This window comes from Isoptericola sp. NPDC019693 (genome assembly GCF_044389085.1).
Taxonomy (GTDB): domain Bacteria; phylum Actinomycetota; class Actinomycetes; order Actinomycetales; family Cellulomonadaceae; genus Isoptericola.
On record NZ_JBIRXP010000001.1, the window covers coordinates 957,311 to 983,044 of the forward strand.

General features: G+C 75.2%; 23 protein-coding genes. 2 read left to right on the forward strand and 21 right to left on the reverse strand.

The features are described from left to right. Positions 1–32 precede the first annotated feature (32 nt). From lgt to ACH436_RS04620, 20 genes are all read right to left on the reverse strand, one after another. Complete coding sequence (gene lgt, locus ACH436_RS04525) at positions 33–1,157, reverse strand: prolipoprotein diacylglyceryl transferase (RefSeq protein ID WP_430558962.1); 1,125 nt, start codon at positions 1,155–1,157, stop codon at positions 33–35. Beyond that, positions 1,154–2,026, reverse strand: coding sequence for a tryptophan synthase subunit alpha (gene trpA / locus ACH436_RS04530; RefSeq protein ID WP_430558963.1), 873 nt, complete (start codon positions 2,024–2,026; stop codon positions 1,154–1,156). The genes lgt and trpA overlap by 4 nt, the downstream gene beginning before the upstream one ends. Continuing rightward, positions 2,023–3,336 (reverse strand): tryptophan synthase subunit beta, encoded by a 1,314-nt coding sequence (gene trpB, locus ACH436_RS04535; RefSeq protein WP_430558964.1) that lies wholly within the window; start codon positions 3,334–3,336, stop codon positions 2,023–2,025. The genes trpA and trpB overlap by 4 nt, the downstream gene beginning before the upstream one ends. Before the next feature lie 192 nt (positions 3,337–3,528). Next, complete coding sequence (gene trpC, locus ACH436_RS04540) at positions 3,529–4,353, reverse strand: indole-3-glycerol phosphate synthase TrpC (protein ID WP_430558965.1); 825 nt, start codon at positions 4,351–4,353, stop codon at positions 3,529–3,531. 172 nt (positions 4,354–4,525) lie between these two features. Continuing rightward, entirely contained in the window at positions 4,526–4,804 is a 279-nt protein-coding gene (locus ACH436_RS04545) for an HGxxPAAW family protein (RefSeq protein WP_430558966.1), read from the reverse strand. Between the two features lie 41 nt (positions 4,805–4,845). Further along, complete coding sequence (locus tag ACH436_RS04550) at positions 4,846–5,556, reverse strand: Trp biosynthesis-associated membrane protein (RefSeq protein WP_430558967.1); 711 nt, start codon at positions 5,554–5,556, stop codon at positions 4,846–4,848. 41 nt (positions 5,557–5,597) lie between these two features. Continuing rightward, entirely contained in the window at positions 5,598–7,151 is a 1,554-nt protein-coding gene (locus ACH436_RS04555) for an anthranilate synthase component I (protein WP_430559154.1), read from the reverse strand. 180 nt (positions 7,152–7,331) lie between these two features. Beyond that, the gene (hisI, locus tag ACH436_RS04560) at positions 7,332–7,718 is read right to left on the reverse strand and encodes a phosphoribosyl-AMP cyclohydrolase (RefSeq protein WP_430558968.1); all 387 of its coding nucleotides are present in this window, start codon (positions 7,716–7,718) and stop codon (positions 7,332–7,334) included. A gap of 72 nt (positions 7,719–7,790) precedes the next feature. After that, complete coding sequence (locus ACH436_RS04565) at positions 7,791–9,590, reverse strand: ABC transporter ATP-binding protein (RefSeq protein ID WP_430558969.1); 1,800 nt, start codon at positions 9,588–9,590, stop codon at positions 7,791–7,793. Further along, a complete protein-coding gene (locus ACH436_RS04570) occupies positions 9,587–11,518 on the reverse strand; it encodes an ABC transporter ATP-binding protein (protein WP_430558970.1) in 1,932 nt (643 codons plus the stop codon). The genes ACH436_RS04565 and ACH436_RS04570 overlap by 4 nt, the downstream gene beginning before the upstream one ends. A gap of 19 nt (positions 11,519–11,537) precedes the next feature. Beyond that, positions 11,538–12,311: an imidazole glycerol phosphate synthase subunit HisF gene (gene hisF / locus ACH436_RS04575; protein WP_430558971.1), complete on the reverse strand. Its 774-nt coding sequence runs from the start codon at positions 12,309–12,311 to the stop codon at positions 11,538–11,540. 58 nt (positions 12,312–12,369) lie between these two features. Continuing rightward, complete coding sequence (locus ACH436_RS04580; protein ID WP_430558972.1) at positions 12,370–13,341, reverse strand: FKBP-type peptidyl-prolyl cis-trans isomerase; 972 nt, start codon at positions 13,339–13,341, stop codon at positions 12,370–12,372. Between the two features lie 241 nt (positions 13,342–13,582). Further along, complete coding sequence (pafA, locus tag ACH436_RS04585; protein WP_430558973.1) at positions 13,583–14,944, reverse strand: Pup--protein ligase; 1,362 nt, start codon at positions 14,942–14,944, stop codon at positions 13,583–13,585. Positions 14,945–14,994: 50 nt separating this feature from the next. Then, positions 14,995–15,717, reverse strand: coding sequence for a proteasome subunit alpha (prcA, locus tag ACH436_RS04590; protein WP_430558974.1), 723 nt, complete (start codon positions 15,715–15,717; stop codon positions 14,995–14,997). After that, positions 15,714–16,619: a proteasome subunit beta gene (prcB, locus tag ACH436_RS04595; protein WP_430558975.1), complete on the reverse strand. Its 906-nt coding sequence runs from the start codon at positions 16,617–16,619 to the stop codon at positions 15,714–15,716. The genes prcA and prcB overlap by 4 nt, the downstream gene beginning before the upstream one ends. 6 nt (positions 16,620–16,625) lie before the next feature. After that, entirely contained in the window at positions 16,626–16,823 is a 198-nt protein-coding gene (locus ACH436_RS04600) for a ubiquitin-like protein Pup (protein WP_430558976.1), read from the reverse strand. 207 nt (positions 16,824–17,030) lie between these two features. Continuing rightward, on the reverse strand, positions 17,031–18,779 hold the full coding sequence (dop, locus tag ACH436_RS04605; RefSeq protein ID WP_430559155.1) for a depupylase/deamidase Dop: 1,749 nt from the start codon (positions 18,777–18,779) through the stop codon (positions 17,031–17,033). 117 nt (positions 18,780–18,896) lie between these two features. Then, positions 18,897–20,564 carry a proteasome ATPase gene (arc, locus tag ACH436_RS04610; protein WP_430558977.1) on the reverse strand — a complete coding sequence of 556 codons (1,668 nt, stop codon included), beginning with the start codon at positions 20,562–20,564 and terminating at the stop codon, positions 18,897–18,899. Positions 20,565–20,742: 178 nt separating this feature from the next. After that, complete coding sequence (locus tag ACH436_RS04615; RefSeq protein ID WP_430558978.1) at positions 20,743–21,813, reverse strand: tRNA (adenine-N1)-methyltransferase; 1,071 nt, start codon at positions 21,811–21,813, stop codon at positions 20,743–20,745. 62 nt (positions 21,814–21,875) lie between these two features. Next, on the reverse strand, positions 21,876–22,997 hold the full coding sequence (locus ACH436_RS04620; protein ID WP_430558979.1) for a site-2 protease family protein: 1,122 nt from the start codon (positions 22,995–22,997) through the stop codon (positions 21,876–21,878). Positions 22,998–23,129: 132 nt separating this feature from the next. On the opposite strand from ACH436_RS04620, the gene ACH436_RS04625 reads away from it, so the two are divergent. Next, on the forward strand, positions 23,130–24,026 hold the full coding sequence (locus ACH436_RS04625; RefSeq protein WP_430558980.1) for a RecB family exonuclease: 897 nt from the start codon (positions 23,130–23,132) through the stop codon (positions 24,024–24,026). Here the strand turns inward: ACH436_RS04625 and ACH436_RS04630 are convergent. Continuing rightward, complete coding sequence (locus tag ACH436_RS04630) at positions 24,016–24,729, reverse strand: HAD family hydrolase (RefSeq protein ID WP_430558981.1); 714 nt, start codon at positions 24,727–24,729, stop codon at positions 24,016–24,018. The genes ACH436_RS04625 and ACH436_RS04630 overlap by 11 nt on opposite strands. Positions 24,730–24,836: 107 nt before the next feature. Here ACH436_RS04630 and ACH436_RS04635 point away from each other — a divergent pair, with 107 nt between their 5' ends. Next, positions 24,837–25,733 (forward strand): PAC2 family protein, encoded by an 897-nt coding sequence (locus tag ACH436_RS04635; RefSeq protein WP_430558982.1) that lies wholly within the window; start codon positions 24,837–24,839, stop codon positions 25,731–25,733. Position 25,734 lies beyond the last annotated feature (1 nt).

Here is a 25,734-nt window from a genome sequence, read left to right on the forward strand (position 1 = left end):
CCCGACCGGGTGGTACCCCGGTCGGCGTCGCCTCAGGCGCGGTCGGCCGGTCCCTGGTCGGGTCCGGGTCCGCCCGCGTCCGCACGGTGCGGTCCGCCGCCGCTGTCGCGGCCGTCGTCCCGGCCGGGGGCGCCTGCGGCGGCCCCGGCGTGCGCGGTGCTCGTGGTGTCAAGCTCGGTGTCAGGCTCAGTGTCGTTCTCGGTGCCGGCCGGGGAACCCGGCGCGGTGCCGTCCCGGTCGTCGCCGGGCCGACGGTCCTCTCCCTGCCGGTCGCGGCTGCGACCGGGCAGCTCCACCCCGTCCTCACGTCCCGGGTGGCGCCGGCCGATGACGACGAAGGCGACGAGGGCGCCCAGGCCCACGACGATCGACGTCCACACGTTCAGACGCAGCCCGAGCACGTGCTCGGCGGTGTCGATGCGGAGCATCTCGATCCACACCCTGCCCAGAGTGTAGAGCGCGACGTAGGCCCAGAATACCCGCCCATGACCGAGCCTGTACCGGCGGTCGAGCCAGACGAGAAGCGCGGCCGCCCCGAGGTTCCAGAGCAGCTCGTACAGGAACGTCGGGTGGAACAGCGTCCCCGCGGCGAACGAGGTGCCGGTCTGGGCGTTGAGGCGCTCGATGACCTCCGGGGAGACCTCGAGGCCCCACGGCAGGGTGGTCGGCGCCCCGAAGAGCTCCTGGTTGAACCAGTTGCCCAGGCGCCCGATCGCCTGCGCGACGAGGAGGCCGGGCGCCAGCGCGTCCGCGAAGGAGCTCAGGCGCACGCCCTTGCGGCGGCAGCCGATCCAGGCGCCGACGGCGCCGAGCGCGACCGCGCCCCAGATCCCCAGGCCGCCCTCCCAGATGTACAGGGCCCGGACGGGGTCGCCGCCGGAGCCCCAGTACGGCTCGGGGGTGCTGATGACGTGGTAGATCCGGCCGCCCACGATGCCGAACGGCACCGCCCAGAACGCGATGTCGAGCACGTCGTCCGGGTCGCCGCCCCGGGCCACCCAACGCCTGGTGGTGATCCAGACCGCGACGACGATGCCCGCCAGGATGGCGAGCGCGTAGGCGCGGAGCGGCACCGGCCCGAGGTACCAGGTGTGCTGCGACGGGCTGGGGATCGCTGCCTGCACCGACGCCGCGGAGGCCAGCAGGGTCGCGGTCACGCGGACGCCCCCGGCCCCCCGCGGGCGCGGCGCACGCCGTCGGCGAGGTCCGCGACGGTCGACCGCAGCGCGTCGAGCCGGTCGGCCCAGGGGCGGTCGGCCAGCAGGGGCCGCACCAGCGCCGAGCCGACGATGACGCCGTCGGCGAACCGGCCCACCTCGGCGGCCTGGTCGCCGGACGAGACGCCGAGCCCGACGCACACGTGGTCGGCGCCCGCCGCGCGGGTGTCGGCGACGAGCTGCTCGGCCCGGTCCCCCACCTGGTCGCGGGTGCCCGTGACGCCCATCGTGGACGCCGCGTAGACGAAGCCCCGCGAGGCGCGGGCCGTGAGGGCGAGCCGCTCGGCCGTCGAGCTCGGGGCGACGAGGAACACGCGGTCGAGGCCGTGCGCCTCGGACGCGGCGATCCATTCGGCGCCCTCGTCGGGGATGAGGTCGGGGGTGATGAGTCCGGCACCCCCCGCACCGGCGAGGTCGCGCGCGAAGGCGTCCACCCCGTACCGCAGCACCGGGTTCCAGTACGTCATCACGAGGGCGGGCACGCGACCGCCGGAGTGCTCGGCGACGGCCTCGACGACGCGCAGCACGTCGCGGACGTGGGTGCCGGCGGCGAGCGCGGCCTCCGCGGCACGCTGGATGACCGGGCCGTCCATCACGGGGTCGGTGTACGGCACGCCGATCTCGACGACGTCGGCGCCCGCGTCCACGGTCGCCAGGACGGCCTCGATCGAGCGCTCCACGTCGGGGAAGCCGACGGGCAGGTAGCCCACCAGGGCCGCGCGCCCCTCGGCCCGCAGGGCGTCGAGGCGTGCTCCGGTGGCCGACCCGGCGGACGGTGCCGTCGCGGGCGGGGTGTCGGTCGTGGTCACTGGTCTCCCTCCGGCGTGGCGTCCGTCGCCTGCTCCTCGTCGAGGAGCCCGAACCACCGCGCCGCGGTGGCCACGTCCTTGTCCCCGCGGCCGGACAGGTTCACCAGGATGACCTGGCCGGTGCGTCCGCTCGCGGCGGCCTCGCGGCCGAGGCGGAGGGCGCCGGCGAGGGCGTGCGCGGACTCGATCGCGGGGATGATCCCCTCGGTCCGGCACAGCAGGCGGAACGCCTCCATCGCCTCGTCGTCCGTCACGGGCTCGTAGTCGGCGCGGCCCAGGTCGTGCAGCCAGGAGTGCGCGGGCCCGACGCTCGGGTAGTCCAGGCCGGCCGAGACCGAGTGGCTCGGCAGCGTCTGGCCGTCGTCGTCCTGCAGCAGGTAGGAGCGGGCGCCGTGCAGCACGCCCGGGGCCCCGCCGGAGAAGCGGGCCGCGTGCCGCCCGGACTCGATGCCCTCTCCCCCGGCCTCGAAGCCGTGCAGCGACACGCCCTCGTCGTCGAGGAAGGCGTTGAAGATGCCGAGGGCGTTGGAGCCGCCGCCCACGCACGCCGCCACGGCGTCGGGCAGCCGGCCGGTGCGCTCGAGGATCTGCTCGCGCGCCTCCTCGCCGATGATGCGGTGGAACTCGCGCACCATCTCCGGGAACGGGTGCGGCCCGGTGACCGTGCCGAGCAGGTAGTGCGTGGAGTCGACGTTGGCGACCCAGTCGCGCAGCGCCTCGTTGATGGCGTCCTTGAGCGTGCGCGACCCGATCGTCACGGGCACCACCTCGGCGCCCAGGAGGCGCATGCGGGCCACGTTCAGCGCCTGGCGCCGCGTGTCCTCCTCGCCCATGTAGACGACGCACTCGAGGTCGAGCAGGGCGGCGGCGGTGGCCGTGGCGACGCCGTGCTGGCCGGCACCCGTCTCGGCGATCACGCGCGTCTTGCCCATGCGCTTGACCAGCAGCGCCTGACCGAGCACGTTGTTGATCTTGTGGGACCCGGTGTGGTTGAGGTCCTCGCGCTTGAGGAACACCCGGTGGCCCGCCTCCGCGCCCCCGCAGTGCTCCGCGAAGCGCGGCACCTCGGTGAGCGGCGAGGGGCGGCCCGTGTACTCGCGGTGCAGACGCGCCAGCTCGTCGGTGAACGCCGGGTCGCCGAGCGCCTTGCGGAACTCGGTCTCGAGCTCGTCGAGCGCGGCGATGAGCGCCTCGGGCACGAAGCGGCCGCCGAACTGCCCGAAGTACGGGCCCTGGACGTCCGCGAGCCGCCCGAGCACCTGGTGCGCCAGGGTGTCGGTCAGGGCCTCCCGTACGGGCTGGTCGGGCACGGGTCCTCCGTCTCTCGTCGGCACCACCGCTCGGCGCTCTGCACGAGGGGCCGTCCGAGGGTACCCGTCGTCCGGGCCTCGGCCGACCGTCGTCCAGGACGCCGTCGGGATGGTGTGCCGTGTGGTGTTGTGCCGGGTGTTGTGCCGGGTGCCGAGCGCGCGGGCGGCGCGCCGCGGTGGGTGCGCGGTGGGTTACGGCTGGGCCGCCGGGCGCACCGACCACAGGGCCGGGTGCTGCCCGGCCGCGACCAGGTCGGCCACCGACCGGCGCGGCGCGCCGTCGGTCACGAGCGCCTCGCCCACGAGCACGGCGTGCGCCCCGGACCGGGCGTAGTCCAGGACGTCGTGCGGGCCGCGGACGCCGGACTCGGCGACGCGGACCACGTCGTCAGGGATGAGCGGGGCGAGCCGCGCGAAGGTGGTGCGGTCGACCTCGAGGGTCTTGAGGTCGCGCGCGTTCACGCCGACCACCCGTGCCCCGGCGTCGAGCGCCCGGCGCACCTCGTCCTCGGTGTGGGCCTCGACCAGCGCCGTCATGCCGAGCGAGTGCACCCGCTCGATCAGCGACGTCAGCACGGTCTGCTCGAGGGCCGCGACGATGAGCAGCACGAGGTCCGCCCCGTGCGCCCGCGCCTCCCAGACCTGGTAGGGCGTGACGACGAAGTCCTTGCGCAGCACCGGCACGTCCACGCGGGCCCGGACGGCGTCGAGGTCGGCGAGGGAGCCGCCGAACCGCCGCTGCTCCGTCAGCACGGAGATCGCGCTCGCCCCGCCGCTGGCGTACTCCTCGGCCAGCGCGGCCGGGTCCGCGATCGACGCCAGGCTGCCCTTGCTGGGGCTGGACCGCTTCACCTCGGCGATCACGGCCACGCGATCCTCCGAGAGCAGCCGGCTGCAGCACTCGAGCGCGCCCGGCACGCGTGCCGCGCGCTCCTTGAGCTCGTCGAGCGACGTCCGCGCCTGGCGCACCGCGAGGTCCTCGCGGACCCCCGCGACGATGTCCTCCAGGACCGTCATGGTCTGCCTCCCGTCCCCTGACGCCGCACCGACGTCTGCCAGCCATCGTAGGCCCGTCCGCGGGCCGGTCCTGACACGTCTCCGACCGTGAGACGCAGCGACGGCGCGCCCCCCGTCGTCGGGGACGCGCCGTCGTGGTGCCGCCGGGGCTCAGGTCCGCCCCGGCACGGGCTCAGTGGCCGGCCGAGGACCGGCGCGGCGTCACGCCGTCCTTGGGCTGACCGAAGCCCAGGTTGCGCAGCACGAGGCCGAGCACGAGCGAGGCGGCCACGATGACGGCGCCGACCCAGACCACCGCGTCGGGGACATCGGGCAGCATCCCGACGGCGCCGACGGCCACGCCCAGCATGATGCCGATCATCGCCGTCCACGCTGCGGTCGTGTGGCCGTGGTTCGTGGGCGGGACGGCCGGGGGCAGGTAGGCGACCTCGGCGTTGCGGTTATCGGTCATGGGAATGTGATGCCCTTTCGTGACGTGGTGCGCGGCCCAGCCTAGCGGTCCGCGGACGGGTCCGTTCCCCGGGAGAGCGCGTCCCACGCGTCGTGGGGGTCGTGCCGGCCGGGCTCGTCGGGGGCGTCCTGGTGGTTGCCCGCCGCGGCGCCGCCGGCGGGTGCCCCGTCGGCGCGCGGGTCGGGCGCACCCGCGCCCGCGGCGGCGTCCGCCCGCTCGTGCCGCCCGGAGGTGGCGCCCCACGCGGGTGCGCCCGCCGCCGCGAGCGCCGCGACGAGCACGGCCGCGGCCCCGAGCACCACCGTCAGCCAGGGCCAGACGGCGACGGAGACGGGCGACGTGAGGTCCGTCACGCCGGCGGTCGCCGAGGCCCCCGTCGTCGCGGCCGGGAGCGGGTCGAGGAGCACCGCCGCGGCCGAGGCGGCGGCGAGCGCCCCCGCGAGCGCGACGACGACCAGCGCGACCCAGCGCGCCACGCGCCCGGCGATGGCGAGGGCGACCCCGGCCGCCGCGATCACGAGCGCGGCCGCTCCCACGGCCGGCGCCGCCGTCGTGCCCGTGACCGCGATGTCGACCGTCGGCTGGAGCGCCGTCGCCACCGTCGTGCTCACCCACGTGGGGGACGCCGTCGCGAGCGTGAGCCCGCCGACCGCCACCACCGACCACACCGCCCGCGACCGCGACCGGAGCGGCCCCCGGCCCGGCGAGCGGCCGCCGTCGGCGTCGTGCGTGGCGTGTCCCGTGCCGTCCATGTCTGCTCGCCCGCCCTGTCCGTCCGTCGTGCCCATGCCGCTCAGAGCCCCCGGAACCGCGCCGCCAGCTGGACCGCGCGCACCGCCGCGGCCGCCTTGTTGCGCGACTCCTCGTACTCGAGCGCGGGCACCGAGTCGGCGACGATGCCGCCGCCGGCCTGCACCCAGGCCCTGCCGTCGCGGATGCACGCGGTGCGGATCGCGATGGCCATGTCCATGTTGCCCCCGAAGTCGAAGTAGCCCACCGTGCCGCCGTAGATGCCGCGCGACGCGGGCTCGAGCTCGTCGATCAGGGCGATCGCCCGCGGCTTCGGCGCCCCGGACAGGGTGCCGGCGGGGAAGGTCGCGCGCAGCGTGTCGAGCGCCGTCGCGCCCGCCCGCAGCCGCCCGACGACGGTGGAGCACAGGTGCATGATGTGGCTGAACCGGCGGGTGGCCATGAACTCGACGACCTCGACCGACGTCGGCTCGCAGACCTTGACGAGGTCGTTGCGCGACAGGTCCACGAGCATGAGGTGCTCGGCGCGCTCCTTGGGGTCGGCGAGCAGCTCCTCGCCGAGCGCCACGTCCTCCTCCACCGTCGCCCCGCGCGGCCGCGACCCGGCGATCGGGTACGTCGTGACGTGGCCGTCGGTCACCTTCACCAGCGTCTCCGGGCTGGACCCCACGACGGACAGCTCGCGCCCGTCGGGGCCGGTGAGCCGGAAGTAGTACATGTACGGGCTCGGGTTGATGGTGCGCAGCGCCCGGTAGACGTCCAGCGGGGCGGCCGGGCAGTCCAGGTCGAGGCGCTGGGACAGCACGACCTGGAACACCTCGCCGTCACGGATCGCCTCCTGCCCGGCACGCACGGCGGCCTCGAACTCCTCGCGCGTGGAGCGGAACTCCAGGGCGGGCTCGGTCACCTCGTCCGCCCCCCGCAGCACCGTGGGGACCGCGGGGGCCGGGGCGGCGAGCCGCGACTGCATGGCGTCGAGCCGGGCGACGGCGTCGGCGTGCGCCTCGTCGACGCGCTCGTCCGTGCCGTCCCCGTTGATCGCGTTGGCGATCAGCCAGGCCGTGCCGGTGTGGTGGTCGACCGCGACCAGGTCGGTCGCGAGGCTCAGGGCCACCTCCGGGACGCCGAGCTCGTCGGGGGCGTCCGCGGGCAGCGTGGGCTCCCAGTGCCGCACCACGTCCCAGCCGAGCGCGCCGGTGAGCCCGCCGGTCAGCGGGGGCAGCCCCTCGATCGGCGGTGTGCGGAGCGCCTCGAGCGCCGCGCCGAGCACCTCGACGACGTCCCCCTCGTGCGGGATGCCGGCCGGGACGTCGCCGTGCCAGACGGCGCGCCCGCCCGAGGCCGTCAGGGTGGCACGGGAGTCGACGCCCACGAACGACCAGCGCGACCAGCCGCCCGACGACTCCGCCGACTCGAGCACGAAGGTGCCGGGGCGGTCCTGGGCCAGCGTGCGGTAGAGACCCACCGGCGTGACGTCGTCCGCGAGCACGCGGCGCACCACGGGGATCACACGGCGGTCGGTGGCCAGCGCACGGAACGTCCCGAGCCCCGGCCACGTCGCGCCCCACGCCAGGTCCTGCTCCGACGGGCCCGCCACGGGGGCGGGGCGCGGGGCGGGGTGGGGCTGCGCGACGGTGGGCGTGGTCACCGGTCCTCCTGAGGATCGTCGGGCTGGTCGGGCTTGGTCTGGTTTGGTCTGGGTGGTTCTGGGTGGGTCGGGGTCGGGCTGGTCCGGACCGGCCGGGGCGACCCGGGCGGGGCGCGCGCCGCGGGGCGGTCAGGCGGTCGCGTCGGGGCCGACGACGGCCCCCAGGTCGCCGCCCGCCTCGAAGCAGGTGCGGGTCCCCGTGTGGCACGCGGCCCCGACCTGGTGGACGCGCACGAGCAGCGCGTCGCCGTCGCAGTCGAGCGCGACCGAGCGGACGAGCTGCACGTGCCCGGAGGTGTCGCCCTTGCGCCAGTACTCGGCGCGCGACCGGCTCCAGAACGTCACGCGTCCCTCGGTCAGGGTGCGGCGCAGGGCCTCGTCGTCCATCCAGCCGAGCATGAGGACCTCGCCCGTGTCGTGCTGCTGCACGACGGCGGCGACGAGGCCGTGCTCGTCCCGCTTGAGCCGGTCGGCGATCGCGGGGTCGAGGGCGGGAGCATCGGTCAGATCGGGCACCTGAGCATCTTCCCACGCCCCGCGGGGCGCAGGACGCGCGGTCCGCGCTCGGTCCGCGGTCGGGCTCCGCCGTCAGCGGGTCTGCGCCACCCAGCTCGCGTGCATCCGCGCGTAGACGCCGCCCGCGGCCGCGAGCTCGGCGTGCCCGCCGACCTCGACCACGCGCCCGTCGTCGACGACGACCACGAGGTCGCTCGCCTCCGCCGTGGACAGCCGGTGCGCGATCGTGATGGTCGACCGGCCGGACGTGAGCGAGTCCAGCGCCCGCGCGATGCGCACCTCGGCCGCGGGGTCGACCGCCGAGGTGGCCTCGTCGAGCACCAGCAGGTCCGGCGCCGCGAGGTAGGCGCGCGCGATGGCGACCAGCTGCCGCTCCCCCGCGCTGAGCGCCTCCCCGCGCTGGCCCACGGGCGTGTCGAGGCCCTGCGGCAGCCCGGCCACCCAGTCCGCCAGGCCCAGCGCCTCGACCGCCGCGCCGACCCGCGCCCTCGTCTCGCCCGGGTCGGACGGCGGCTCCGGCCGGAGCCCGTAGGCGACGTTCTGCTCCACCGTGCCGTCGAACAGGAAGCCCTCCTGGGGCACGAGCACCACGCGCTCGCGCAACGACGCGAGCGTGAGGCGGCGCAGGTCGACGCCGTCGAGCAGCACCTCCCCGGCCGTGGGGTCCATGAGCCGGGCGACCAGCTTGGCGACGGTCGTCTTGCCGGAGCCCGTCCGCCCGACGACGGCGACCTTCCGCCGCGCGGGCAGCTCCAGGTCCACGCCGTGCAGCACCTCCGGCCCGTCCGGATAGGCGAAGCGCACGCCGCGCAGCGTGACCGCCGCCGGGCCCCGGGTGCTCGGCACGGCGTCGTCCGCCTCCGCCACGTCGACGGGCGTCTCGAGCACGGCGAGCACGCGGCGCCAGCCCGCGACGGCGTTCTGCAGCTCGTTGAGGATCTCGGTGGCCTGCTGCACCGGCCCGGTGAAGAGCTGCACGAGGAAGAGGAACGCGACCACCTGGCCCGCCGTCAGCCCGCCGCCGACGCCGAGCAGGGTGCCCACCACCACGACGACGGCGAGCACCAGGTTCGCGACGAGCACGCCGCTCGAGAACACGGTCGAGACCAGCAGCTGGGCGCGGGCCTGGGTCGCGCGCGTGCGCTCGACCGCCGCGTCGACCCGCCGGCCGGTGCGCGCGGCCACGCCGTACGCCCGCACCGTCTCGGCTCCCACGACGGCCTCGGAGATCGCGCCGAGCATGGCGCCCACCGCCTGCCGCACCGCCGCGTAGGCCCGGTTCACCGAGCCCTGGGCCCGCCGCAGCACCAGGAAGAGGGGCACGAAGCAGGCCCAGACCACCAGGGTCAGCTGCCACGAGTAGACCGCCATGAGCGCCGTCGCCACGAGCACCTGCAGCGTCGAGACCAGGAGCTGGATACCGCCCCACTGCACGAACAGGGAGATGGTGTCGACGTCCGACGTCACGCGCGACACCAGGGCGCCGCGGCGCTCGGTGCCCTGGGCCAGGGTGGACAGGTCGTGCACGTGCCGGAACGCCTGCACGCGCAGCGCGGCGAGCCCGGCCTCGGTGCGGCGGAACAGGCGCACGTTCACCACGGCGGTGCACAGGCCCGCGAGGACGACGGCGCCCGCGGCGAGCCCGGTCAGCAGGGCCACCCGGCCGGCGTCGGGGCCGCCCGTGGCGAGGATCCCGTCGTCGATCGTGCGCTGGACCGCGACCGGCACGACGACCCGGCCCGCGGCCGCGAGGACGGCGAGCGCGAGCGTCAGCCACAGGCCGTCGACGATCTGCGGGGAGATCTGCACGCCGCGACGGAGCGTGGCGAGCACGCCGAGCTCGCTGGCGGCGGCGATGCGGGTCGCGCTCACGGTGTCCCCTCCTGCTCCTCGGCCCCCTGCAGGTCCTCGCCCGCGGCGGCCTCGTCGGCCAGCTCGCGCGCGCGGCGCGCGGTCTCGCGCTCGTAGGCGGTGGCGAGCTCGCGGTACCCGGCGTCCCGCGCGAGGAGGTCCGCGTGCGGGCCCACGTCGACCACCCGCCCGCCCTCGAGGTGCACGACGACGTCGGCGAGCGCCACGGACGACATGCGGTAGGCGACCATGACGACGGTCGTGCCCTGCTCGGCGCCCGGGCCCCGCGCCGACGCGAGGGAGCCGAGGATCTCCGCCTCGACGCGCGGGTCGACGGCGGACGTCGCGTCGTCGAGGACGAGCAGGCGCGGGCGGCGGACCAGGGCTCGCGCGACGGCGAGCCGCTGCCGCTGCCCGCCGGACAGGTTGGCGCCGCGCTCGCCGAGGGGCGCGTCGAGCCCTCCGGGGAGCGCGCGCACGACGTCGTCCACCCGGGCCACGCGCAGCGCGTCCCAGACCGCGGCGTCGTCGGGGGCGCCGTCGTCGCCGGGGTCGGCGAGCGTCACGTTGGCGCGGACCGTGTCCTCGAAGACGAACGTCTGCTGCGTCACGAACGCGACCTGCGCGGGGATCTCGCCCGCGGCGAGGTCGCGCACGTCGGCCCCGTCGAGCAGGACGCGGCCCCGGGAGGGGTCGCTGAGGCGGGCGAGCAGCGAGACCAGCGTCGTCTTGCCCGCCCCCGTCCGACCGACGACCGCGACCGTGGACCCGGGCGCGACGTCGAGGTCCACGCCGTCCAGCAGCGTGACCGTGGTGCCGGCCGCCGGGACGTCCACCCCCACGGACTCGAGGCGCACGCCGAGGCCGCCGGTCGTGCGGGGCAGCGGGCGGGACCCGGGTGCCAGCGTCGACGAGGCGTCCAGGATGCCGGCGATGCGGTCGTAGCCGACCAGGGCGCGCGGCAGCTCGCCCAGCACCCAGCCGAAGGCGCGCACCGGCACCGCCATGACCGTGAGCAGGTAGGCGGCCGTGACGACGTCGCCCGCGTCGACCGCCCCCGACGACGCCCGCCAGGTGCCCACGCCCAGCACGGCCAGCGTGCCGAGCGACGGCAGCAGCTCGATGACCGGGTCGAAGACGGCCCGGACGGAGCCGACCCGCACGTTGGCGGCCCGCAGCGCGTCGGTGCGCTCCGCGAACCGGTGCTCCTCCCGGTCGGCCGTGCCGAGCGAGGTGACGAGGAGCGCGCCCTCGAACGACTCGTGCGCGACGTCCGCCACCTCGGCGCGCAGCTGCTGCGCGCGCGTCACCGCCGGCGTCATGTGGCGCTGGAAGACGACGTTGGCGGCGACCGCGGCCGGGACGACCAGCAGGGCCGCGACCGCCAGCCACACGTCCACCGCGAGGAGCATCGCCGCGGCCACCGCGATCATCACGACGACGCCGAGCGCGAACGGGAGGGGGTTGAAGACCCCGGTCGCGGCCTCGACGTCCGCGCTCGCCGCGGACAGGAGGCGGCCGGCGGGGTGCGCGCGGTGCCAGGACACCGGCAGGCGCAGGTACTGCCGGGACAGCCCCCGCCGGTGGTGCGCCTGGATCGCCGCGAAGCCGTAGCCGGCCCAGACGCGCCGCCCCGCGACACCGAGCGCGAGGGTGAGCGCCACGGCGGCGAGCACGAGCCCCGCGACCCAGATGCGCGACCGGGCGTCCGGGTCCCCGGCGACCGCCGGGACGACGACCGCGTCGGTGGCCCAGCCGACGGCCCGGCTCACCAGCACGGTGGCGGCGCCGAACACCGCGGAGGCGCCCACGGCCAGCAGGTACAGCCGGGGCTCGGAGCGCATCCCCCGCCACACGAGCGTGGCGGAGCGACGCAGCCTCGACCCGGTGAGGGTCGTCCGGCCTGCCCCGGGCCGGCGGGCGCCGGCGGGGACGGGTCTGCCGCTCATCGGCAGGACCGGCAGGCGCTCACTGCCTCACCTCGATGCCCGCCTCGGCCAGCGCGGCCTTCACCTGGCCGACCGTCAGCGTGCCGAAGTGGAAGACGCTCGCGGCGAGCACGGCGTCGGCCCCGGCCCGGGCCGCGGCGACGAAGTGCTCCGGCACCCCGGCGCCGCCCGAGGCGACGAGCGGCACGTCGACCTTCTCGCGCACGGCGGCGAGCATGTCCAGGTCGAAGCCGGAGGTGGTGCCGTCGGCGTCCATGGAGTTGAGCAGGATCTCCCCGGCGCCCAGGTGGGCGGCGCGCGCGGCCCACTCGACCGCGTCGATGCCGGTGCCCCGGCGTCCGCCGTGCGTGGTGACCTCGTAGCCCGACGCCGTCACGGTCTCCCCGGTGACGCGGCGGGCGTCGACGGACAGGGTGAGCACCTGGCGGCCGAAGCGTGCCGCGATCTCCGCGACCAGCTCGGGTCGCGCGATGGCGGCGGTGTTCACGCCGACCTTGTCCGCGCCCGCCCGCAGCAGCCGGTCGACGTCGTCGGTCGAGCGCACGCCGCCGCCCACCGTGAGGGGGACGAACACCTGGTCGGCGGTGCGCCGCACCACGTCGATCATCGTGGCGCGGTCCCCGGAGGACGCGGACACGTCGAGGAACGTCACCTCGTCGGCGCCCTCGCGGTCGTACCGGGAGGCGAGCTCCACGGGGTCGCCCGCGTCGCGCAGGTTCGTGAAGTTGACGCCCTTGACGACCCGTCCGTCGTCGACGTCGAGGCACGGGATCACACGGACGGCCACGGACATGCGGGACTCACCCTTCCTTCGTTGCTCTCGTCGCTGCTCTCGCCGGCCGGTCGCCGGACTACTCCTCGGGCGCGTCCCGTCCCGGGTCGCCGCCGTCGTCGCCCTTGCCCTGGCCGGGAGTCTCCTCCTCGGTCACCTGGAAGTGCGCGTCCAGGATGTCCACCACGTAGACCAGGGTCTCGTCGGCGAGGTCGCTGCTGGTGCCACCGTAGCCGAGGCCCGGGGGGACCACGAGCAGCACCTGGGAGCCCACGGTCTGCTCGATCAGCCCCTGGTCGAGGCCGTCGACGAGCTGGCCGATGCCGATCGTCGCGGACTGCGGCCGCGTCCCGGGGGTCCACGTCGTGTCGAACTGCCGGCCGTCGCTCCACCGCACGGCGGTGAACCGCATCGTGACGACCTGCCCGACCTGCACCTGCGGTCCTGTGCCCCGCAGCAGCGGCTGCACCTGCAGGTCGGTGGGCGGGTCGGCCTTCTTCGGCACGGTGACCTCCGGCGCGCCGTCGGGCCCGCGCTCGACGGTCGGCAGCCCGTCGGCCACGGCCACCTCGGCCCCCGCGGCGTGCGTCGGGAGCACGTCGACGACGAGGATCACGGGCACCCCGCCGTCCTCCTCGAGCAGGAGCATGCGCGCGCCGACCTTCTGGCCGCGCAGCGTCTCGTAGAGGTTGGAGCCGAGCGACTCCGGGGACATCGTGTACCAGCCCGGCGCGTCGATGTACGTGCTCGAGATGACGGTCCCGTCGCGCCCGTCCTCGGCGTACAGGTTGAGCAGCACGGGCTCGCCGTCCACCACGGGGTCGCCGGACCCGGGCCACACCGTCCGGGCCCCCGCCTGCACCACGTCGTAGGGCTGCTCGTACTCGAGTGCGGGCGGCTCGCCCACCGCTCCCGACACCTGCACGGGCGACGCCGACGGCACCCCGGACGGCCCGCCCCCGAGGTCGTCCAGCACCGACGACCCGCACCCGCCGAGCACGAGCGCGCCACCGAGCAGCAGAGAGATCAGCAGGGTCGCACGGCGGAGCACCGCGACAGTCTGCCACGGCTGCAGGCCACGCCCGCCCAGCGGTCCGCTCCCCGCGCACGACCGCAGGCCGACGGCGTGCCGTAGGCCGCGGCGCGTGCACACCCACGACGGCGCCGGGGCGGTGCACCGAGCGGGGCGCGGGAGTTTCTCCGCGCGGACGTATCCCTCCCGAAGTGGAGGGCGCCCTGGCGCCCGTGAACGCGTCCGCGCGGAGAAGCTCCCGCGCCCCGCGTCCCCGGCCCTACATCGACTCGATCAACCGATCCACGCGCTCGTCCACGCTCTTGAACGGGTCCTTGCACAGCACGGTCCGCTGCGCCTGGTCGTTGAGCTTCAGGTGCACCCAGTCGACCGTGTAGTCGCGGCGCGCCTCCTGCGCGGCCCGCACGAAGTCACCGCGCAGCTTGGCCCGCGTGGTGGGCGGCGGCACCGCCGTGGACTCGAACACCTCGAGGTCGGTGACGACGCGCTCCACCATGCCGCGCGCGGCGAGCAGGTTGTACAGCCCCTCCGTGCGGGAGATGTCGTGGTAGGCGAGGTCGAGCCGGGCGATGCGCGGGTCGTCCAGGGCCAGGTCGTGCTTGGCCTGGTAGCGCTCGATGAGCCTGAGCTTGATCACCCAGTCGAGCTCGCGGTCCACGAGCGTCAGGTCGCCCGACTCCAGCGCCCGCAGGCCCCGCTCCCACAGGTCGAGGACCTGCTTGACCACGGGGGTCGCCCCGGCGTGGGCGTCCACGTGCTCGCGCACACGGTGGAAGTACTCCCACTGGATGTCGACGGCGGTGGCGGTGCGGCCGTTGGCGAGCTGGACGGGGTGCAGGCCGGTGCGGTCGTGGCTGATCTCGCGGATGGCGCGGATGGGGTTCTCGAGGGTGAGGTCGCGCATCGGCACCCCGGACTCGACGAGCCGCAGCACCAGGTCGGTAGCGCCGACCTTGAGCATCGTCGTCGGCTCCGCCATCGACGAGTCGCCGACGATGACGTGCAGGCGCCGGTAGCTCTCCGCGTCGGCGTGCGGCTCGTCGCGCGTGTTGATGATGGGCCGCGACCGGGTCGTGGCGCTGGAGACGGCCTCCCAGATGTGGTCGGCGCGCTGGGACAGGCAGTAGACGGCGCCCCGCGGGGTGGCGAGGACCTTGCCCGCGCCGGTGAGCACCTGGCGGGTGATCAGGAACGGGACCAGCACCTCGGACAGGCGGGAGAAGTCGCCCTGCCGGCGCACGAGGTAGTTCTCGTGGCAGCCGTAGGAGTTGCCCGCGGAGTCGGTGTTGTTCTTGAACAGGTGCACCTTGCCGGACAGGCCCTCGTGCTCCAGCCGCTGCTGCGCGTCGGCGACCAGGCCCTCGAGGATGCGCTCGCCGCCGCGGTCGTACGCGACGAGCTGGTGCACGTCGTCGCACTCCGCCGTCGCGTACTCGGGGTGCGACCCCACGTCGAGGTAGAGGCGCGAGCCGTTGCGCAGGAAGACGTTCGAGCTCCGCCCCCACGCCACGACCTTGCGGAACAGGTAGCGGGCCACCTCGTCCGCGGACAGGCCGCGCCCGTCGTCCGCGGCGCACGTCACCCCGTACTCGGTCTCCAGACCGAAGATCCTGCGGTCCACGACGTCTCCCCTCGCTCGACCCTGCTGCCGATCCTGCTGTCCGACCCGGCTCAGTCGCCGGCCTGCTCGAGCAGGCCCGCCAGCGCGCCGCCCTGGAGCCGGCGGAACGCCCGCCGCCGGCCCGCACGCTCCAGCACCGCCACCTCGAGGCCGGCGGGCGCGATCTCGCGCTCCTCCCCCTCGGCGGCGACGGACCCGTCCGACCCCACGGCACCCAGGGTGCGCACCGCGAGCGCGAGCACCTGCGGCAGCGTCATCCCCTCGTGCCAGGCGTCCGCGACCCGGGCGCCCAGCTGTTCGGCCTGGCCGCCCATGACGACGTGCCCGTGCTCGTCGGCCACCGACCCGTCGTAGGAGAGCCGGTAGATCTGGTCGGCGGCCGGCGTGTCCCCGACCTCGGCCACGACCAGCTCCACCTCGAGCGGCTTGGACTCCGTGGTGAACACGGTGCCGAGCGTCTGCGCGTAGGCGTTGGCGAGCCCGCGCGCGGTGACGTCGGTGCGGTCGTAGGAGTACCCGCGCAGGTCCGCGTAGCGCACGCCCGCGACCCGCAGGTTCTCGAACTCGTTGTACTTGCCGACCGCGGCGAACGCGATGCGGTCGTAGATCTCCGAGATCTTGTGCAGCGCGCGCGACGGGTTCTCCGTCGCGAAGGCGATCCCGCCCTCGTACGCCAGCACGACGACGGACCGGCCCCGGGCGATGCCCTTGCGGGCGAAGTCCGCCCGGTCCTTCATCAGCTGCTCGGGCGAGACGTAGAACGGCATGGTCATGCGCGTGCACCCCCCTGGCCACCGCTGCGGGCACCACCGGCGGGGCGGTCTCCGTGGGCGGCCCGGTGGGCGGCCCCTCGTTCGGCGACGATCCGCTCGACCGTCGCGGACAGCTCGTCGTCGGCCACGCGCCGCACGCCGTCCACGGTCACGACGTTCACGACGGGCCAGATCTGCCGCACCGGGTCCGGGCCGCCGGTGGCGCTGTCGTCGTCGGCGGCGTCGTAGAGCGCCTCCACGGCGACGCCGACGGCCGCGTCGGCGTCGAGCCCCGGCCGCCACAGCTTCTTCAGCGCGCCGCGCGCGAACACGGAGCCGGAGCCGACGGTGTGGTGGTCGTGCTCCTCGTACCGTCCGCCGGTGACGTCGTAGCTGAACAGCCGCCCGTACCCGCGGTCCAGGTCGTAGCCCGCGAACAGCGGCACGACCGCCAGGCCCTGCAGGGCGAGGGGCAGGTTGCCGCGGATCATCGTGGACAGGCGGTTGGCCTTGCCGTCGAGGGAGAGCAAGGACCCCTCGATCTTCTCGTAGTGCTCCAGCTCGAGCTGGAAGAGCCGCACGAGCTCGATCGCCACGCCCGCGGACCCCGCGATGCCGACCACCGAGTAGGCGTCGGCGGCGAAGACCTTCTCCATCTCCCGGCTGGCGATGAGGTTGCCCGCCGTGGCCCGGCGGTCGCCCGCCATGATCACGCCGCGGCCGCCGTCGTCCGAGCCGAACGTCAGGGCGACGATGGTGGTCGCGTGCGGCGCCAGACCGTCGGCGGGCGCGCCCGTGCCCCCGACGTCGCGCCGCCCGGGCAGCAGGTCGGGCGCGTGTCCCGCGAGGAAGTCGACGAACGAGGACGAGCCGGGGCGCAGGAACGCGTCCGGCAGCCGCCCCGAGGTGTCAGCGTGGGTCATGGGCGCTCACTGACCGCCCTTCTGGACGAAGCCCCGCACGAACGACTCGGCGTTGCTCTCGAGGACCTCGTCGATCTCCTCCAGCAGGGAGTCCACCTCGGCGTCCCGGTCCGTCGCCGCCGGGGCGACCGGGGCGGGGGCGTCCGCGTCGTCGTCCGGCGTACGGTCCTCGTGCTGCGGGTTGATCCGTTCCTGACCGGCCATGGTCCGCCTCCTTCGCTGCTGCGGAGCCCCTCGAGAAGGAGCCCCGGGAGAGTCTCGCGACGCCAGCCTATGCGCTGCGGGCGACACCGCGCGGTGACGTCCACGCGGGTTGCGCCCAGGGCTGAACGAGTCCACCCGCGCACCCGTGCCCGGGGCGCGCGGGACGTCGCCGCCGGTCAGGCCGCCGAGCGGACGACGCGTCGCCGGTCACCCCTCGCCGCGCAGCCCCTTGAGGAGCGCCGCGGCGTCGGGGCTGGCGTCCAGGAGGGCGCCGATGTGGGCGCGCGTGCCGCGCGAGGGGTCGAGCATGGGCACCCGCTGCAGGGCCGCCGCCCCCGGGACGTCGAAGATCACCGAGTCCCAGCTCGCCGCGGACACCTGGTCGGCGTACCGGGCCATTACCTCGCCGCGGAACCACGCCCGCGTGTCCGCCGGCGCGTGGTGCACCGCGTCCGCCACCCGCTCCTCGTCCACGAGACGCTCGACAGCGCCCGAGGCGACCAGGCGGTGGTAGACGCCCCGCTCGGGGCGCACGTCGGTCCACTGCAGGTCCAGCGCGTGGAGCCGCGGGTGGTCCCAGCCGAGGCCGTCCCGCACCCGCATCCGCTCGAGCAGCCGCCGCTTCGCGACCCACTCGACCTCGCGCGCGCACGTCTCCGGGTCGGTCGCGAGCCGGCCGAGCACCGACGCCCAGCGGTCGAGCACCTCCGCAGTCTCCTCATCGCCGGGTTCGCCGCCGGGTTGGTCGCCGGGTCCGCCTCCCGGCGTGCCGCCCGAGGTGCCGAGGGCCGCGACCGAGCGGGCGACGACGTCGACGTACGCCTCCTGGATCTCGAGCGCCGTGAGCCGGCGGCCGTCGGCGAGCTCGAGCGGGGCGGCGAGCGAGAGGTCGCGCGACACGCGCTGCACGTCCGCCACCGGGTCGACGAGCCGCAGGGCGCCGAGCTCGTCCCGGGCGGGCACTCCGGCCTCGGCCAGCTCGTCGAGGTGCTCGAGCACCCACAGCACCAGCGAGGTGGTGCCGAGCTTGAGGTAGGTCGCGACCTCGAAGAGGTTGGCGTCGCCGATGATGAGGTGCAGGCGGCGCCACCGCGCACGGTCCGCGTGCGGCTCGTCGCGGGTGTTCACGATCGGCCGGCGCAGGGTGGTCTCCAGACCCACCTCGGCCTCGATGTAGTCCGCGCGCTGGGAGAGCTGGAAGCCCGCCTCGGCGCCCGTCGGGCCGAGCCCGACCCGGCCGGAGCCCGCGAACACCTGGCGGGTCACGAGGAACGGCGTGAGCAGCTCGACCAGCGTGCCGAACGGCAGCGCCCGGTCGACCAGGAAGTTCTCGTGGGTGCCGTAGCTGGCCCCCTTGCCGTCCACGTTGTTCTTGTAGAGCACCACGTCGCCCCCGGGCACCTGGGCGAGCGAGCGCACGGCCGCGAGCATGACGCGCTCCCCCGCGACGTCCCACAGCACGCCGTCGCGCGGCCCGGTGACCTCCGGCGACGAGTACTCGGGGTGGGCGTGGTCGACGTAGAGGCGCGCACCGTTGGTGAGGATGCAGTTGGCGGCGCTCGGGTCGTCGTAGTCCTCGACCGCCGGCCGCTCCACCTCCTCCGGCTCCTGCCGGGCGGCCCGCGACCTCCCGCGCGCCCCGGGGGCGCCGGGCACCGAGGCCACCTGGGCGGACGCCGGCGTGCTGCCGGACGTCGTCGGCGCCGTGGGGCCGGACGGGGCGGGCCGCGACGGGTCGTCGGTGAGGAGCGAGGGATGCGCCGACGCGCGCTGGAGGTGGAACCCGCGGGCGTCCTGCAGCGGGTCCTCGTCGTCGTAGTCCCAACGCGCCGGCGGGCGGGCCCCGGCGCTGGCCACCAGCGCCCGGTACGTCATGACCACCTGCGAGCTCATGAGCATCGGGTTGGCCATGGGCCGCCCCGGTGCCAGCACGCCGTACTCGGTCTCGATCCCCATCACGCGACGAACGCTCACGGCACCCACCCTAGGTCGACGCGGACGAGATCGAGGTACCCGTCTCGAGGTCGACGCACGGTGGGTCGACCTCGGGACGGGTACCTCGATCTCGTGGGACTACAGGTACTGCCCCGTGCTCGTCACCGTGTCGATGGTGCGCGGCGCCCCGTCGCCACCCTTCTTCTGGACGATCGTGCGGATGAAGACGATGCGCTCGCCCTTCTTGCCGCTGATGCGTGCCCAGTCGTCGGGGTTGGTGGTGTTGGGCAGGTCCTCGTTCTCCTTGAACTCGTCGACGCACGCCGACAGCAGGTGCTCCACGCGGATGCCGCGCTGGCCGGTGGCCAGCAGGTCCTTGATCGCCGACTTCTTGGCCCGGTCCACGACGTTCTGGATCATGGCGCCGGAGTTGAAGTCCTTGAAGTAGAGCGTCTCCTTGTCGCCCGAGGCGTACGTCACCTCGAGGAACTGGTTCTCCTCGTCCTCGGAGTACATCCGCTCGACGACGCTCCGGATCATCGCCCCGATGGCCTCGGACTCGCTGCCGCCGTGCTCGGCCAGGTCGTCCGGGTGGATCGGCAGCTCGGGCGTGAGGTACTTGCCGAAGATCTCGGTGGCGCCCTCGGCGTCCGGGCGCTCGATCTTGATCTTCACGTCCAGGCGTCCCGGCCGCAGGATCGCGGGGTCGATCATGTCCTCGCGGTTCGACGCACCGATGACGATGACGTTGTCGAGCCGCTCGACGCCGTCGATCTCGGCGAGCAGCTGCGGCACGATCGTCGTCTCGACGTCCGACGAGAGGCCCGTGCCGCGCGTGCGGAACAGCGACTCCATCTCGTCGAAGAACACGACGACCGGGGCGCCCTGGGTGGCCTTCTCCCGGGCCCGGGCGAAGATGAGGCGGATGTGCCGCTCGGTCTCGCCGACGTACTTGTTGAGCAGCTCCGGGCCCTTGACGTTGAGGAAGTAGCTCTTCGCCTCCGGGTCGCCGCCGCGCGCGGTCGCGACCATCCCCGCGAGCGAGCTCGCGACGGCCTTGGCGATGAGCGTCTTGCCGCACCCGGGCGGGCCGTAGAGCAGCACGCCCTTCGGCGGCCGCAGCCCGTGCTCGCGGAAGAGGTCGGGGTGGGAGAAGGGGAGCTCGACGGCATCGCGGATCTGCTCGATCTGCGGGCCGAGCCCTCCGATGTCCTCGTAGGCGATGTCGGGCACCTCCTCGAGGACGAGCTCCTCGACCTCCGACTTCGGCACCACCTCGTAGACGAACCCGCTACGCAGGTCGACCGTCAGCGCGTCCCCCACCCGCAGCTCGGCGTCCGCGACCGACCCGGCGAGGCGCACGACGCGTTCCTCGTCGGCGCGCCCGACGACGAGCACCCGCTCGGCGTCGAGCACCTCCTTGACCGTGACGAGCTCGCCGGTGCGCTCGTAGCCACCGACCTCGACCACGGTCATGGCCTCGTTGAGCTTGACCTCCTGCCCCGGGCGCAGCTCGGCGACGTCGAGCCCCGGGCTCGCCTGGACGTGCATCTTGCGGCCCGCGGACGAGATGTCGACGGAGCCGTCGTCGTGCGCGGCGAGGAAGGTGGCGTAGGTCCCCGGCGGCTTGGCGAGCTCGTCGATCTGGCCCTTGAGCTCCACGATCTGGTCGCGGGCGGCGCGGAGCGCCTCGGCGAGACGCTCGTTCTTGGCGGCGAGGAGGGCGAGCTGTGCGTCGTGGCTCGGCCCGGTGGGCAGCGCCGGCTGCTCCGGTCGAGGCTCCGGGCGGACAGGGTTGTCGGACATCGCATCCCCTCTCGTGCGGCCCGGGTGGCCACCTTCCCGGGCGGGAAGGTGCCCCCGGAGTACAGCACCCTAGACATCAACGCGGGTGTCCGGGGGTTCATTTCACGGACCGGTCGCGAGGTTCACACGACCGAGACCTCCCGGTGACCTGCGCGCGCCCGGCCGGGACGGGCTCGGATCAGCCCTGGGCGTCGTCGGGAGCCACCCCGAGGTCGCGCCGCACGCGCCGGATCTTCTTGTCCGACACGGCGCGCTCGCCCAGCTCCTCCTCGGACCACTCGGCGTCGGGGGCCGGGTAGGACCCCTTGGCCGGGCGACGGGTGCGCTCGGGCGGCGTGACCCCGTCCGCCAGCCGGCGGGCCGTGACGAGGAAGCCGGTGTGCCCGATCATCCGGTGCTGCGGGCGCACCGCGAGGCCCTCCAGGTGCCAGCCGCGCACCATCGACTCCCACGCCTGCGGCTCGGCGAACCGGCCGTCGGCCCGCAGGTCCTCGGCCGTCCGCGACAGCTGGGTCGCGGTCGCGACGTAGCAGATCAGCACGCCGCCGGGCACGAGCGCGCGGGCCACCGGGTCGACGTTCTCCCAGGGGGCGAGCATGTCGAGGACCACGCGGTCCACGCTGCCCGGCTCCGCCACGGTGGGCAGCACGTCCGCGAGGTCGCCGACCGACAGCCGCCACGCCGGGTGCTCCCCGCCGAAGAACGACTCGACGTTGCCGCGCGCGATCGCGGCGAAGTCCTCGCGCCGCTCGATCGAGTGCAGCTCGCCCGCGTCGCCGACGGCGCGCAGCAGCGACATGGTCAGCGCCCCGGAGCCGACGCCCGCCTCGACGACGCGGGCTCCCGGGAAGATGTCCGCCATCTGCACGATCTGGCCCGCGTCCTTGGGGTAGACGACGGCGGCGCCCCGCGGCATCGACAGCACGTAGTCGCTCAGCAGCGGCCGCAGGGCGAGGTACTCGATGCCGGCCGTGTTGGTCACGACCCACCCCTCGGGGCGGCCGATGAGGTCCTCGTGGCGGAAGTAGCCCTTGTGCGTGTGGAACGTGCCGCCGGGCTTCAGCGTGATGGTGTGCAGGCGCCCCTTGGGATCGGTGAGCTGCACCCGGTCGCCCTCGCGCAGCGGCCCACGGCGCAGGTCCGCGCCGGTGGCGCCGGCCGTCCCCGGCGCGATCGGCCGCACGTCCGGGGCGGCGGCCGGGTCGGCGGTCGGGCGGTTCTCGGGCGCGGTGGCGTCGGCGGAAGTCACGACGGGCGAGTCTACCGGCCGAGACGTGCGCCGGGTCGTGCGCCGTGTCGTGCGCCGGGCCGCTACCCGCGCAGGGCGGCCGCGACCCGCGCGACGTCGAGCACGCCGGTCAGGCGACCGCCGTCCACGACCGGGACCACCCGCGCGCCCGAGGACCCGTGGGCGAGGCGGTCCAGGAGGTCGTCGCCCTCGAGGTCGGGGCTCACCGCCGACCCCGGCGGGAACGGCACGACGACGGCCTCCACCGGCGTGGCGGCGGCCCGGTCCGCGGGCACGGTCGCGACCGCGCCCGGGTCCACCCAGCCGACCGGCTCCCCGGCGGGACCGACGACGGCCACCACCGCGCCGGGGTGCTGCGCGGCGGCGTCGGAGACTCCGGCGACCGTGGCGGCGACCGGGATCACGACCGCCGGCACGGACAGGCCTCGCGCGGACAGCCCCGCGACCCGGGCCCGGGCCTGCGCGCCCTTGACGGCCTCGCCCGCGCCGGACCACAGGAAGGCGCCGATGATCGCCGCCCACGCGACCGTCACCCACGACGGTCGGCGCCCCTCGAGCAACGGCCACAGCAGCGCCACGACGAGGACGCCGACGGCCACGACGCGACCCGCCCAGCCGGCGACGAGGGTGCCCCGCGAGCGCGAGCCGGTCGCCCCCCAGACGATCGACTCCAGGATCTGCCCGCCGTCCAGCGGCAGCCCCGGCACCAGGTTGAAGAACCCGACGAACGCGTTCGAGAACGCCCCGGCCAGGAGCAGCGCGGACGCGACCGACGAGACCGGCTGCAGCAGGTACGCGCCCCAGAACGCGGCCGCGAGCACGAGGTTGGTCAGCGGGCCGACGACGGCCACCAGGGCGCCGTCGAGCGGCCGCCCGCCGGACCCGGTGTAGGCGGTGTGGCCGCCCCACAGCGTCAGCGCGATCTCCGTGACCCGGTGCCCGCGCGACCGCGCGACGAGGGCGTGGGCCACCTCGTGCAGGAAGACGGACGCGAACAGCAGCAGCACGAACGCCCCCGCGACGACGAGGACGGCCGACGTCGCCAGCTGCGGTGCGAACCACGTCCGCACCGCAGGCGCGAACACGAGCGTGAGGACGACGGCGCCGAAGAACCACGAGGGGGTGACGAGGACGGGCGCGCCCGCGATGCGGCCGACCACCCATCCCCGGGAGCGAGAGGTCACCCGGCCAGGCTATCCGGCCCGACGGGACACGGGCCCGTCCCTCGGGGCGCCGCCCGGCGTGCCGGTCGCGGGGCGGCACCGCCGGCGGCTCCTCGGGCCCGGCCGTCACCGCCCGGCCGTAGGGTGGCGCGCATGACCACGACCGCCGCCCCGGAGCCGTCCGCGACGGCGCTGCGGGCCCCGGCGCTGTCGCCGTCGCGTGCGGCCGACTTCATGCGCTGCCCGCTGCTGTTCCGGTTCCGCGTGGTCGACCGCCTGCCGGAGCCGCCCGCGTCCGCCGCGGCACGGGGCACGCTGGTGCACGCCGTGCTCGAGCGGCTCTACGACGCGCCGCGCGGCGAGCGCACGCCCGAGGCCGCGACCGCGCTGCTGCCGGTCGAGTGGGAGCGCCTCGTGGACGCCGAGCCGCGGTACGCGACGCTGTTCGACGAGGACGGCGACGCGGCGGGAACCACGCCCGAGGCGTGGCTCGGCCGGGCGCGCCGGCTCGTGGGCACCTACTTCACGCTGGAGGACCCCAACCGCCTGGAGCCCGCGTCGCGGGAGCTGCGCGTGGAGACCTCGCTCGACGACGGGCCGGTGCTGCGGGGCGTCGTGGACCGGCTCGACGTCGCGCCGGACGGCGCGCTGCGGGTGGTCGACTACAAGACCGGTCGCGCGCCCGGGCCGGGCTTCGAGGGCTCGGCGCTGTTCCAGATGCGCTTCTACGGCCTGGTGCTGTGGCGCGAGCGGGGCGAGGTGCCGCGCGTGCTCCAGCTGCTGTACCTGGGCGACGGCCAGGTGCTGCGCGCCGAGCCGGTCGAGCGGCAGCTCGAGGCCACGGAGACCAAGGTGCGCGCGCTGTGGTCGGCGATCCAGGACGCCGCCCGGACGGGCGACTGGCGTCCGCGGCGCAGCCGCCTGTGCGGCTGGTGCGCGCACCAGGCGCTCTGCCCCGAGTTCGGCGGTACGCCGCCCGTGATCCCCCCGGGCGCGCTGCGCGAGCGGCTCGGGGTGGACGAGACGGCGGGACCCGCCCTCAGGACGTGAGGTCCACGACCTCACCGGCGCCGATGCGCGCGAGGGTGGAGACGTCGACCGACTCCAGCGACGCGGCGCGGCTGAGGCCGTCCAGCTGCGGCACGGGCACGACCGCCTCGACGCCGAGCGTCGCGATGCCCGCGGCCCGCGCCGACGCGATACCGGTGGGCGAGTCCTCGATGGCCACGCAGGAGGCCGCGTCCACCCCGAGCCGCTCGGCCGCGAGGAGGTAGGGCTCGGGGTCCGGCTTGCCCCGCGTCACCTGGTCACCGGTGACCAGCGTCGCGAACACGCCGGCGGGGGCTCGGGAGACCACCTCGTCCGCGAAGGACGCGTAGCTCATCGTCACCAGCGCGCACGGGACGCCCGCGTCGGCGAGCGACGTGAGGAGCTCCAGCGCGCCCGGCTGCCACGGCACCCGCTCGCGCACCTGCTCGACCACGCGGCCGAGGAGCCGCTCGACGATCTCGTCGACGGGCAGGTCCACGCCGCCCTGGTCGCGCAGGATGGCGGCCGAGACCGTCAGCGCGTTCCCGACGAGCTGCAGCGCCTGCTCGTGGCTCCACGTGCCGCCGTGCTCGGCGACGAGCTCGTGCTCGGCACGGATCCAGTACGGCTCGGTGTCCACGAGCGTGCCGTCCATGTCCCACAGGACGGCCGCGGGCAGGGTCGGCACGGTGCTGGGCGGGGCAGGGGCGAAGGTCTCGGGCACCGGTCCATCGTACGGACCGGGCGCCGTCCCCCCGCCCGTCCGTCCGCGTGAGACCGGACACCCCGGGGCCGGGCGGCGGCGCGGGCCACGCTGTATACGCTGGACGGATGACGACCGAGCCGGAGACCACCGGGCGCCACGCCGCACGGCAGACCGTGATGATCGCCGCGTTCGAGGGGTGGAACGACGCCGGCAGCGCCGCCACGGCGGCCCTCGCCCACCTCGCCCACGTGTGGGACGCCCGTCAGGTGCGCGAGCTCGACCCCGAGGACTACCACGACTTCCAGGTGAACCGTCCGGTGATCGAGACCGGGCCGGACGGGGTGCGCACCATCACCTGGCCCACCACGACCGTGTCCGTCGCCGACCTGCCCGACCGCACCGTGGTGCTGGTGCACGGCATCGAGCCCTCGTTCCGCTGGCGCTCGTACAGCGCCGAGCTCCTCGACCTCGCCGCCGAGCTGGGCGTCCGCACCGTGGTGACCCTGGGCGCGCTGCTGGCCGACGTGCCGCACACCCGCCCCATCCCGATGACGGCCACGACGGAGAGCTCCGGCCTGCAGGCGGTGCTCGACGTCGAGCCGAGCACGTACGAGGGCCCGACGGGCATCGTGGGCGTGCTGCAGCACGAGGCCGACCGGCGGGGCTTCCAGGCGGTGTCGCTGTGGGCGGCCGTGCCGCACTACGTGGCCAACCCGCCGTCGCCCAAGGCCACGCTCGCGATCCTCACGCGCGTCGAGGAGCTGATCGCCGCGCCGGTGCCGCTCGGCGACCTGCCGGAGGACGCTGAGGCGTGGCAGCACGGCGTCGACGAGCTCGCGTCCGACGACGCGGAGATCGCCGAGTACGTGCAGCAGCTCGAGGAGGCGAAGGACACCGCCGACCTGCCCGAGGCCACCGGCGAGGCCATCGCCCGGGAGTTCGAGCGCTACCTGCGGCGGCGCGACGTCGGCGGCGACAAGGGGACGGACAAGGGCACCGACAAGGGGCCCGAGAAGGGCTGAC